Annotated in this window: 12 protein-coding genes; 4 read left to right on the forward strand and 8 right to left on the reverse strand. The window is 46.4% G+C overall.

Features of this window, described 5'->3' with window-relative positions; all coding sequences use genetic code 11:
• Window positions 1-29 precede the first annotated feature (29 nt).
• Together D0C36_RS18775 and D0C36_RS18780 are read left to right on the forward strand one after the other, a co-directional pair.
• The gene (locus D0C36_RS18775) at window positions 30-1586 is read left to right on the forward strand and encodes a beta-N-acetylhexosaminidase (RefSeq protein ID WP_117393193.1); all 1557 of its coding nucleotides are present in this window, start codon (window positions 30-32) and stop codon (window positions 1584-1586) included.
• Window positions 1583-2236 (forward strand): carbohydrate-binding family 9-like protein, encoded by a 654-nt coding sequence (locus D0C36_RS18780; protein WP_117393194.1) that lies wholly within the window; start codon window positions 1583-1585, stop codon window positions 2234-2236. Before D0C36_RS18775 ends, D0C36_RS18780 begins: the two co-directional genes overlap by 4 nt.
• Here D0C36_RS18780 and D0C36_RS18785 read toward each other — a convergent pair.
• Both D0C36_RS18785 and D0C36_RS18790 read right to left on the reverse strand, forming a co-directional pair.
• Window positions 2224-3288 carry a LacI family DNA-binding transcriptional regulator gene (locus D0C36_RS18785; RefSeq protein WP_117393195.1) on the reverse strand — a complete coding sequence of 355 codons (1065 nt, stop codon included), beginning with the start codon at window positions 3286-3288 and terminating at the stop codon, window positions 2224-2226. The two genes, D0C36_RS18780 and D0C36_RS18785, sit on opposite strands and share 13 nt — an antisense overlap.
• Window positions 3289-3334: 46 nt before the next feature.
• Window positions 3335-4468 carry an acyltransferase family protein gene (locus D0C36_RS18790; RefSeq protein WP_117393196.1) on the reverse strand — a complete coding sequence of 378 codons (1134 nt, stop codon included), beginning with the start codon at window positions 4466-4468 and terminating at the stop codon, window positions 3335-3337.
• 127 nt (window positions 4469-4595) lie between these two features.
• Here D0C36_RS18790 and D0C36_RS18795 point away from each other — a divergent pair, with 127 nt between their 5' ends.
• Window positions 4596-5753: a hypothetical protein gene (locus D0C36_RS18795; protein ID WP_147322045.1), complete on the forward strand. Its 1158-nt coding sequence runs from the start codon at window positions 4596-4598 to the stop codon at window positions 5751-5753.
• A gap of 7 nt (window positions 5754-5760) precedes the next feature.
• Here the strand turns inward: D0C36_RS18795 and D0C36_RS18800 are convergent, their stop codons facing one another.
• The 5 genes from D0C36_RS18800 to D0C36_RS18820 form a co-directional block, all read right to left on the reverse strand.
• A complete protein-coding gene (locus D0C36_RS18800) occupies window positions 5761-7284 on the reverse strand; it encodes an FAD-dependent monooxygenase (RefSeq protein ID WP_117393198.1) in 1524 nt (507 codons plus the stop codon).
• A gap of 42 nt (window positions 7285-7326) precedes the next feature.
• Complete coding sequence (locus tag D0C36_RS18805; RefSeq protein WP_117393199.1) at window positions 7327-8148, reverse strand: helix-turn-helix domain-containing protein; 822 nt, start codon at window positions 8146-8148, stop codon at window positions 7327-7329.
• Between the two features lie 36 nt (window positions 8149-8184).
• Window positions 8185-8460, reverse strand: coding sequence for a hypothetical protein (locus D0C36_RS18810; protein WP_117393200.1), 276 nt, complete (start codon window positions 8458-8460; stop codon window positions 8185-8187).
• Window positions 8457-9089 carry a pyridoxamine 5'-phosphate oxidase family protein gene (locus D0C36_RS18815; RefSeq protein WP_117393201.1) on the reverse strand — a complete coding sequence of 211 codons (633 nt, stop codon included), beginning with the start codon at window positions 9087-9089 and terminating at the stop codon, window positions 8457-8459. Before D0C36_RS18815 ends, D0C36_RS18810 begins: the two co-directional genes overlap by 4 nt.
• Before the next feature lie 97 nt (window positions 9090-9186).
• Window positions 9187-10206 (reverse strand): LLM class flavin-dependent oxidoreductase, encoded by a 1020-nt coding sequence (locus D0C36_RS18820; protein WP_117393202.1) that lies wholly within the window; start codon window positions 10204-10206, stop codon window positions 9187-9189.
• 129 nt (window positions 10207-10335) lie between these two features.
• Here D0C36_RS18820 and D0C36_RS18825 point away from each other — a divergent pair, with 129 nt between their 5' ends.
• Window positions 10336-10806, forward strand: coding sequence for a pyrophosphohydrolase domain-containing protein (locus tag D0C36_RS18825; RefSeq protein WP_117393203.1), 471 nt, complete (start codon window positions 10336-10338; stop codon window positions 10804-10806).
• Here D0C36_RS18825 and D0C36_RS18830 read toward each other — a convergent pair.
• Entirely contained in the window at window positions 10803-11279 is a 477-nt protein-coding gene (locus D0C36_RS18830; RefSeq protein WP_117393204.1) for a hypothetical protein, read from the reverse strand. The genes D0C36_RS18825 and D0C36_RS18830 overlap by 4 nt on opposite strands.
• Window positions 11280-11288 lie beyond the last annotated feature (9 nt).

Here is an 11288-nt window from a genome sequence, read left to right on the forward strand (position 1 = left end):
AACTATTATTATTGGGCAATACCATCACTATGAGAACTTACCTTAAAAAGAGCGTTATATTACTGTTGTTGGCAATCAGCACGTGCTTTAATGCATCGGCTAAACCTGCCGACACAGATCCCGTTACCGTTAAAGGCTTTCACCTCGATCTTCGTATCCAGGTGATGAAACTGCCCGCGCTTAAAAAGTTTGTGAACGACCTGAGCAAGCGCGGCATTAACACCATTGTAATGGAGTGGGAAGGAAGCTATCCTTTTGAGAAAGAACCGCTCATAGCCAACCGCTACGCTTACACGCGTGCCGAAGTTGCCGAATTTATTAGTTACTGTAAGTCGCTAAAGGTACAGGTGATCCCGTTGCAGCAAAGCTTTGGGCACGTAGAGTACATTCTGCGAAACTACAAATATGCCGCACAGCGCGAAGATCAGAAGGATTTTAGCCAGGTTTGCCCAAGTGAGCCTGAACTGAATAAAGCCTTATTCACTACGCTTTATAAGGATATGATAGCCACGCACAACTCGCCTTACCTGCATATAGGCGGCGATGAGACATACCTGCTTGGCCACTGCGAAAAATGTAAGAAACGGGCAGCCGAAATCGGGCTGTCCCGTTTATACTTTGACCATGTTAAAATGCTGTGTGATATTGTGGTAAGCCTGGGCAAAAGGCCAATAGTCTGGGCCGATATTGCCCTTAAATATCCCGATTACATTAAGTTGCTACCCAAAGAAACCATCTTTATCGACTGGAATTACGGATGGGACGTGAACCATTTTGGCGACCATACCAAACTGCTTAACTCGGGTTACGAGATCTGGGGCTCGCCGTCTATAAGGAGCTATCCGGATAACTATTTCCTTACCGACTGGCAAAAGCATTTTAACAATATCCATGATTTTGTGCCGCTATCGCGCAAACTGAACTACAAGGGGATTGTCATAACCTCATGGTCAACATCAGGCGTGTATTCTTCTTTATTTGAATCTGAAGATGAACTGATAGACCTGTTTGCCATAAGGCACGTATATCCGCTAAGTGGTTTCAATATTTTGGTTGATTATTACCTGAATACCCTTGCCGGCAAGAGCGCTTTACCTGTAGAGCAGTTCATTGATCAGTATGCCAAAGAACATTATGGTTTCGATAAAGATAAAGCTGCGCAATTGCGTAAAGCCCTGTTCGCGGCGCCATACAATGTTCAGCGGGGTAAGGTGATATCTAAGCAAGGTTTGAGTATTGCCAACCTGCTTGATACTGCAGAAAACTCGCTGAAAACTCTAAAAGAACTGAAGCCCGCAAAAGGCCTGGAAGAATATCGCCACTATTTGCTGATGGCAGAGATCCGCGTTTACTACCTGCGCTTTATGCTGATAGAGAGCGAGGTAAATGCGCCATCCTTTACAGCAGAACAGGTGCCGGCTTATGCCGCTAAAGTGAAAGCTTTGTTAGATGACGAACCGCGTTTAAGCAAAGAGTTTGCTGAGCTTAACGGCGGCTTCCTGCACCCGGGTGGGGTAGAGGAAGAGAACATCCTGCGCAGCCAAAAGATCAGGGTTTTATATGATCGTTTAGCCAAAATAAAATGACGTTACTATCTATTCCGTATTTGCCGCTAAACACACAGAATACTGAAAAATTGCCCTTACATAAGATTGAGAATGAGCCATGGAAAACCGGCCGCGAATTGTCGTGCGCGGTCGCGTTTTCTGTCTCACACCATGACGAGGGCGTACAATTGCGCTTTGCGGTAACTGAACCTCACTTGCGTGCCCGCAAACACAAAATAAACGGCGATGTGCACAAGGATAACTGTGTGGAGTTTTTCATTGCCTTTGGCGATGATGCCAATTATTACAACTTTGAGTTTAACTGCCTGGGTTCGGTAAAAGGTGCTTACGGCAAAAACAGGTACCACCGCAAATTTATACCCATAGGCTTGATGCGTACAGTGGCCGATAACCTTTTTATTGATATTGATAACCGCTTATCCGGTGGTGGTATAAGGTGGGAGATAATCGTGAACCTGCCGTTATCTGTATTCAGCTACAGCAAATTGCAGTCGTTATCCGACTTGGATTGTGCGGTAAACTTTGCCAAATGTGGCGATGCATTACCTGCACCTCACTTTATAAGCTGGGTAAAACTGAGCGGAGAAAAACCTGATTTTCATCAGCCCGGCTCATTCGCTAAAGCAAGTTTTGAAGCAAAACGGGTAGAGGCAGATCAACTGTTGTAGAACAAGTAGTTTTCTTTGGTAATAATATCGATAGGCATGTAAACAGATCTTTCTACCTCGCTTACCTTAAACAGGTGCTTATAAAGCGCCATGATGCCAAGATAGCCTTGTTCTTTTGGTCGCTGGCATATCAGGTAGGTGATCTGCTGGCTCACGAGGTAATCGATATTCTTTTTTAGGAAGTCGTAGCCTACCAGCAGAGTGTTGTTGCGGTTGTGCTTTTTCAATATCTCAGCAACAATGTTTACACGCGAGTTGGTCACAAATATGGCTTTCACATCAGGCGAGGCATCCAGCGTTTGCATCAGCGATTGTTCTACTGCGGTAAGCTTGGTTTCGTTGATATTAAGGGTAGCTACTTTTGTTTTGCTTCCGGCATCCTCAAAAAACTTTTTAAAACCATGCTCCTTACGCACCAGGTGATGGTCGTTCTTCAGGTCACTGGAAATGTTAACGATGAGTACGTTATCCTGTTGTTGTAAGGATAAGCTGATGAGTTGCGCTGCCAGTCTGCCGCTTTGATACAGGTCAGGGCCGATGTAAGCGAGATTATTCTGATCAGCCAGATCGGAGTTAATAAATACCAGCGGAATTTTCAGTTCATCGAGTTTAGCGGCCAGTACAGCAGATTCCTCAACAAATGATGGCGCTAACAAAACCGCATCAGGAGCATCGTTTAACAATTCATGAGAAGCTTTGGTGAAACTTTCTTTAGAATCCAGATCGTAAAAATAATGCTTAACCGAAACGCCAAATTGTTTGGTCTCGGCAGCGGCTTGTTCAATGCCCGTAAGCGGGAAACTCCAGTAATCGGTATCGGCAGAAACGGCGGGTATCAGCACGGCAAAATTCATGCTTTTGCGTGTAGCCAGCAGACTGGCCATTTTGTTGGGCTGAAAGTTGAGTTCCTCGATGATGGCGTTTACCTTCTGTTTGGTTTTTTCAGATACGCCAACGCGGTTATGGATCACCCTGTCAACCGTGCCGATAGATACGTTTGCCCTGCGGGCTATTTCCTTAACGCCTGTTAGTTCCGTTGCTGCTTTTTTCATTGGTCGGGAACCAAAGATAGAATATTTCCTGTGTGAAGTGTAACCCCTACACCTTAATAATGATGTTCTTTTTGTATAGAATATACATGAACAACCATATCAGCAGCACAAAACAAACAGCAAAAAGCAGGGAAGCATTTGCGGGCGAAAAGCAGGGCAGGAACATAGTTTCATAAACAAAAGCCATACCCCGCATTTTTACCCCGTTATGCTGTACTTTAATAAAATTGATAAGGCCCGGCATTATCTCCGAGAGTACATAAGCGGAAATAGCATTAGTACCTAACACTACAAAGAACCAGGTAAACTTTTTATAGCCTTTAATATCTATCAGCCAGTAAGCTGCTGTTAATCCCAGGGTAGCTAAGCCACCGGTGTATAGCACGTAAGAACTACTCCAAAGCTGTTTATTGATAGGAAATATCAGACCGGCCAGTAAGCCCAAGACGGTAGCGGAAATGCCGATGATGGAGAGTCTGCTGCATTTGGTTTTGGGTGCGAATTCTTTGTTCTTTAAAATCTCGCCAACCGCAATGCCAAACAATGCAGTAGCGATGGACGGCCAGGTACTCAATAAACCTACCGGATCCCAGCCTTTTGCGTATTTGTACATGTGGTTAAGCGAGAACACAGCCCTGTCAACCCAGGCAGCGAGGTTATACTGCGGCTCCAGATTGGCAGGGTGCCCGTCCGGCACGGGAATAAAATTCATGATGGCATAATAACTGATAAGGATGATGCCGAATAGCCAGTAACGTGTTTTGGCGTTGGTTTTCAGATAGATGAAAGTGGCTATAAAATAAACCACACCAATACGCTGCAGCACGCCCGGAAAACGCAGGGTTGCAAAATCGAACTTATAAAAAAGGAAGATGGACAGGCCTAAACCAATAAGGATCAGCATCCGCCTCAAAGCTCCACCTATAATTTTAGGGTGATTAGCGGCATCGGCTTTTTTACCTTCAAGCGCATAAACAATAGATACACCAACCATGAACAGGAAGAACGGGAAAACCAGATCGGTAGGGGTACAGCCATTCCATGCCGAGTGTTTGAGCGGGGCGTAGGCGTGTTCTTCATCACCGGGCGTGTTCACCAGTATCATGGCCGCAATGGTTAGTCCGCGGAAAAAGTCGAGTGATACTAAGCGCTTTTTTTCTGTTTTATTGTCGGTGAGCATATTGCTTCTTCAGGTTTATAAATCAAATATACAATTATCGTGTACGTACACAAATTGATGAAATGAATATTTAACTTTGATTTTTATACGCTCGTGATAAAATCCTAACTTGGCATCAAACCGCATCATGAAATATCTGAACCTGTTACTCCTCATCCTGATAAGCGCATCGGTAAGCGCGCAAACTAAACTGCCGGTTATCAAAGCTACATCCCGCAGGGTGGCTATTAAAGATGGCGAAGTATTGGATAAAAATGCCTGGTCGTTATCGCCAAAAATAAAGTTGGATGTTTACACCGCCGAGCGTACCCGCAAGGCCAAATACGTAACATTTTATACCGATATCGATTCGATAAAAGTTAAAGTAAAACCCGGTTCAAGGTTTGATTTTGTGGCGATACTGAACGGGAAAGATTCCTGCTTTACGCGGATAGAAAGCGCCGTACCGCCTGAGCAAAAACAGTTGAGGGTTGCGCACGATACCATTCCTTTTATACTTACCGCACACGAGGCCATCAGCTTTAAAGCCGTTGTAAACGATAAAGATACCGTGCTGCTGCATTTTGATACCGGCTCATGGGGCTTGCGTTTAACCAAAGATGCCATCATCAATAAAACGGGTTTGCTGACTGATAGGGCCAATCCCGATTTTGAAAAGCTGGCTAAGGTAACCAAACTACAAATCGGTTCACTTACTTACACCAACCCCGAATTTGAAATGACGGGTAATACCGCCCGTGATATGGATGGCCGTTTCGGCTGGACGCTGTTTGAAGGCAAACAAGTAGAACTGGATTTTGATAAAAGCCTGATGATCGTGCACTCGGGCAAACTGATCAAAGCGCCAAAAGGATATGTGAGGTCGGAGTTGAACTTTGATCATTCTTTCATGATCGTTAAGGGTTTTATGATAAAAGGCTCTCAGCAATTAAGCGGTAATTTCCTGATGGATACCGGTGCCGAAAGCTCTATTATTCTGGATAGCACATGGGCTGCCCGCACACAATTTGCAAGCGGACTGCCGCTGCTAAGAACCATTGTTCTCCACGATCCGCGGGGTAATGAATTTAAAACGCAGGTAGTACAAGCCCCTGCATTTGAACTGAACGGCCTCAAACTTCAAAACGTACCCACGCAGATATTAGGTACACGCAACCCCACGGGTCTGCCACTCAATTACCTCGGCGGAGGAGTGCTTAAACGCTTCAACATGATCCTCGATTTCAAAAACGACTGCATCTACTGGAAGCCTAACAAGCTGTTTAACACACCTTTTAAAAGTTGATAATCTCTTATTTAAACCAACGTTGTGCAGCTTCGGTTAATTCGGATATATCAGCTTCGCTATCAGTTGCCCAGGCAATAAAGCCATCAGGGCGAATAAGCAGGGCTTTCACACCAAAAGTTTCTTTGGCTGTGCCGGAAATATATTTGAGGTGATTGGTATCTGCAAAAGATTTTAATTGACTATCATCTTCAAAAGAAAGTAAGACGCCTTTGCCGTCGGTCATTAAGTTATTGATGCTGGTACCATTCTCAAACTCGATGGCCGGTACGCTATAGCCAACCATTGGATGCTTACCGTTAAGATCGTAATGCATGTTGAGGCCCATTACCCGGCCGGCAAAGTAAGTTGCACCATCGCGGGTGTCTATCAGGTCACGAATGATGGCATTCAAGGCTTGCGAATGCGGGTTAGGTTTCATGATGGTTACCTGTGCACGCGACCAGTCTAACACTTTGGCACCAATAGGGTAACGTTCTGTATAGTAGGTGTCCAGCAAACCTTCGGGAGCTTGACCATGAATGGTAGCGGCAAGTTTCCAGCCCAAATTCATGGCGTCGCCAAGGCCAAGGTTTAAGCCCTGTCCGCCAAGCGGCGCGTGGATATGTGCGGCATCTCCGGCCAATAGCACGCGGCCATTGCGGTAGGCAGTGGTTTGTCGGGCGCGGTCTGTCCACGTAGTTGAGAGATGCAGGGCAGTGATGGTTACGTCGGTATCAGATATTCTTCTCAATGTTGCCTGCACATGCTCCAAGGTTACCGGCTGGCCGGAGTTATGGAAAGCACCGCCGTCAAAATCCTGCATAATGAGGTAATCTACCTGCGATAGCAGGTACATGCCCCGCTCCGTAGTGATGCCGCCGGTATGCAGTTTTTCAGGGTCGGCAATGTCAACTTTGGCAGTGTAGCCGGTAAACTCGGGTTCGGTACCGGCAAATTCAAAGCCGCCTGCTTTACGTACCACGCTGCGGCTGCCATCGCAACCTACCAGCCATTTGCTTTGAAAGGTTTGATCACCAGCCTGCACAGTAACACAATCATCGGTTTGATCGAAGCCGGTAACACCAATGCCGTACTTAATGGCTACGCCAAGGTTCTCGGCACGGCGGTACAACACTTCTTCGATCTCTTCCATCGACGTAAAAATGCTGGTGTCTAATGAGCCTGGCAAACGGTATTTCCACTGGGTGGTATCGAAATTAGCCCTGTTAAACGGGATGCGGGCAAAGTGACCGGCACCCGGCGCTTTCTCACCGGGTTTAGGGTTGCTGCTGATATGCGGGGTTTTGAAACGCTTGTGCAGCGCCATCTCCTGCAGTAAGCCGCGGCGGTAAAGCGCTTCAATAGATGGTGAGTTTAATCCGCGTAAACCAAATGGTAACTGCTTAAGCGGCGAGTGCGGTTCTTCGGCCCGTTCCAGTATCAGCACCTTGCATTTGGCAAGTGCAAGTTCGCAGGCAAGGAAAAGGCCAACCGGGCCTGCGCCTGATATGATAACATCGTATAAGGTATTGTCTTGTGTAGTTTTCATATTGATAATGATCGATACACAAAGGTGAGGGTTTGCTAAAGGTCAGGATTGTACAAATGCGACAATCTCACTGTTGAAGTTCTTATGCCTTTCCTTTGCCTTGCGGGCAAATGCGGCAGGCGTAGTGCCGCTGTAACGTTTAAATTCGCGACTGAGATGGGCCTGGTCGGTATAGCCCAGTTCGTGGGAAAGTGCGGCAAGGTTAACTTTAGGGTCGGCCCACAGGCGGTTGCGTACCTGCTCAAAACGCATCAATCCCGCTACATCTTTTACGGTGTGGCCTGCGGCCTGTTTAAATTTACGTTCGAGGGTGCGCACAGTGGCGTGTGCGGCTTCGGCTACCTCACTAACCGCAATGCTTCCTTTAGCTTTAGTCATGGCCGTGCCGGCTTTGAACAGCGTATTATCTGCAGTAGTTTCTTTATCCGCATTCAGGAAATAATCTTTCAGGATGTTTATCGCTTCTTCGGGCTTACCGGCAGCCATTAATTGTGCTAATACAGGATGCAGCTTTGCCAGCGGATGTTCAAATTGCTGCACACCGCCGTTGCCTGATGGCAGGCCAAGCAGGTCGAATACCGTCCAGGGGTAACAACGGATGCCGATAACTTCTAACTTGCCCTTTACATGAAATATCAGCGGATGGTTGAGCAGGCCAACCATAATTGGCGATGCTAAGAGTTGCAGGTCACCGTTTGGTGATATGTTGCTTAAATTGCCGCCAAAATGGAAAGTGATCTCGGCATAGCCGTCGGGGACTACCTCAAAACCGGCGTTTTGGTCGCCAAAATCATTACAGGTGTACCAAAAGCATTTAATGGTATCGCGCAATGTCTCCGGCGATTCAAATTCCTTGTGCAGCATGCCGAAAGATACGAGCTTGGCAGGAATTTACAAGGCTTATGATTTTGACGGGAAGATGGGAGTGGCTTTATCCGCATCAAATTCGTACTTGTCGCAACGATCTTCGTACCACCCGTTCACCAGGGTATCGAGTTCGTCAAGGTAAGCGTCAATGGCGTTTACCCCTTCAACAAGTTTATCGCCGTCTTGCAATGTTGCTATTGCAAGGCTGGCATCTTCTTTCAATTCATATTTAAATAACTGGCGGTCTAAACGCACTTGCCAGCTAACCACTTTATCGCTGTTTTTTGGCGGATATGTTAGTGTTATCATTTCTTTTCTGTTTTAAGTTTTTCCAGTTCTGCTTTAAGGGCTGCGTTTTCGGCTTCAAGGTCGGCGAGGCGTTTGCGTTGCGGGGCAAAGGCATGTTCAATTTCTTCGCCGGTATAACGTGGGGTGATGTGCTGAGGGCAGTTCCAGTCGTAAGCCTGTACATCCAGCACCATCATGCGCTCTGGGTGGTGTTTGTAATCGGCAGGGTCTATCTGCTCAAATAATTCCGGTTCCTCGTTCAGTTCTACTATCCTGGTTTTTGCATACAGTTTTAACCTTGCACGGTGCGGATACGAGATCATGATAAGCGATACATTTGGATTGGTCTCAATATTACCTGCCGATATGTATTGCCTGTTGCCCGCAAAATCTACAAAGGCCAAAGTTTGTGCATTAAGCACTTTAACAAATCCTTTTGGCCCGCCGCGGTGCTGTATGTACGGATAACCATTTTCGCCATAGCTGGCCATATAAAAGTGATCCTGGTTATTGATAAACCCTATCTCGTTATCGGTAAGGCCGTCCACCACGTTGCGCTTCTCCATCTGTTCGTAAGCGCGGCGGCTGCCAAACTGTTCCTGCAAAGCTTTTGCGGCATCTGAAAATGCCAGTTGACCATAACTTGTCATAATGTTTCCCGATGATCTTATATGTAAAGATACGACGAAAAGTGCCGCTGATTGTGGTATTAATCAGGTCATCTATGGTATTATTTGAAGATCGTTATCAACCTGCCTTCATCAGCGGAATAACCTTTGTGCCTATCAGTTCAATAGAATGCATCAGTTGCTGATGTGTTAAACCCGCATTATCCATCTGGAACGTAAAGCGGTCAACGCCACCCAGGGCTTCACTGTGTCGCAGTAGTTTTTCGGCAACACGTTCCGGTCCGCCAACTACTAACACACCTTGTGGTGCTATCAGGCTATCAAACTGATTGCGGGTTACAGGCGGCCAACCACGCTCCCGGCCCAGTTTGGTCCATAGTTCGGCGTAGCCCGGGTAGTATTCTTCAACGGCTTTATGGTTATCGTCGGAAACAAAGCCCGGCGAATGTAAGCCAACTTTCAACTGCTCAGGAGTGAAGCCTGCGCGGGCACCTGCTTCACGATACAGATCAACCAGTGGGCGGAATCTCGAGGTATTCCCACCGATAATTGCTACCATCAATGGTAAACCCAGCGTACCTGCACGGGCAAATGATTCCGGGGTGCCGCCTACGCCCAGCCATACAGGTAACTTCTCCTGCAACGGCCTCGGGTAAACCGGTTGGTTTGCTAATTCTGCGCGAAACTTGCCTCTCCAGGTCACAAATTCTTCATCGCGGATCTGGAGCAGCAGAGCCAGCTTTTCGCGGAACAGTGCATCGTAATCATCCAGTTTAAAACCAAAAAGAGGGTAGGCCTCTATGGATGAACCTCTGCCAACCACCATCTCGGCGCGGCCTTTTGATATGAGGTCTAACGTGGCAAAGCTCTGGAAAACGCGCACCGGGTCGGCAGCACTTAGTACGGTTACGGCGCTGGTGAGGCGGATGTTTTTGGTACGCGCGGCCGCCGCAGCAAGGATAACGGCCGGTGCCGAATCCAGAAATTCCTTTTTATGATGTTCACCGATACCAAAAACGTCTAAACCAACCTGGTCGGCCAGTTCAATACGTTCCAATAATTGCTCCATGGCAACAACGGGTGTCAACTCGTTAGAGCCGTACAATGCTGATGCAAAACTATCTATGCCTATTTCCATAATGTAAATTTAAGTAAATAGATGTTATAACATGCAATTTGATTGTCATATCCACAAGGCACTGATTTTTCCACACAGAAACCTAAATGACGGCAGATTTTATACATTTGAGACCATAACAAAACTATCATGCAGGAAGCACAAGCATTAAACCAGGTTGCCGAATTTCACCGTACGTTTAAACACCCTATTTTAGAAAGCCCCGCCATCCCCGACAGAAAACGCTCTGATCTGCGTGTTGCCCTGCTGGCCGAAGAGGTGAAAGAACTACAGGATGCAGTAAATGATAATAACCTCGTTGAAATTGCCGATGCTTTGGCAGATATCCAATACGTGCTTGCCGGTGCCATTCTTGAGTTTGGCCTGGCCGATAAATTTAAAGAATTGTTTGATGAGGTGCACCGCTCTAATATGAGCAAAGCCTGCAAATCTGAAGAGGAAGCTAACGCTACCATCGCCCACTACAAAGCGAAAGACGGTAGCGAATCATACGCACTGCAGGAAGAAGAACGCTTTTTGGTTTATCGTACCAACGATAACAAAACGCTGAAATCTATCAATTATTCGCCGGCGGATCTGAAGAGTATCATTGAGCGTTAACGGGATTGGTACCAGGGATTTGATTCCTGATGGTAAGGACTAAAATTGCGCGGTAAATTTCCCATTAACGGGCGTTGGAACTCCATCGCAGAATTGATCATATAAGAACCACTGAAGATCTTTTGCCCGTTAAAATATAGCTGGGCTAACGGGCAGTCGCCGTTGTCATTGAAATTATCATTTCGTGGCAGGGTGGCTAATTTCCTCAAAGCAGCAAAATACTCATTGGCGGATTTTAATTTAAAAGTTTTGCTCACGCTGACATTTTTATAATCGGGAGCATCGTCGTTGTTTTTTCGGTTGTAATTTCCTTTTACGATCAGGGCATCGCCGTTTTCATTGACATAAATAATGTAAAATCCGCCATTCCACATCAGGTCTAAACGGGATTTATATTTATAGTTGAAAGGCGTCTGTGCAAAAGAGGCAAACGCAAATGCGCACAAAATAAGTAAACAGATAAGGCTTTTCATTTCGATAGC

The organism is Mucilaginibacter conchicola (genome assembly GCF_003432115.1).
In the GTDB taxonomy this organism is placed as follows: Bacteria; Bacteroidota; Bacteroidia; order Sphingobacteriales; family Sphingobacteriaceae; genus Mucilaginibacter; species Mucilaginibacter conchicola.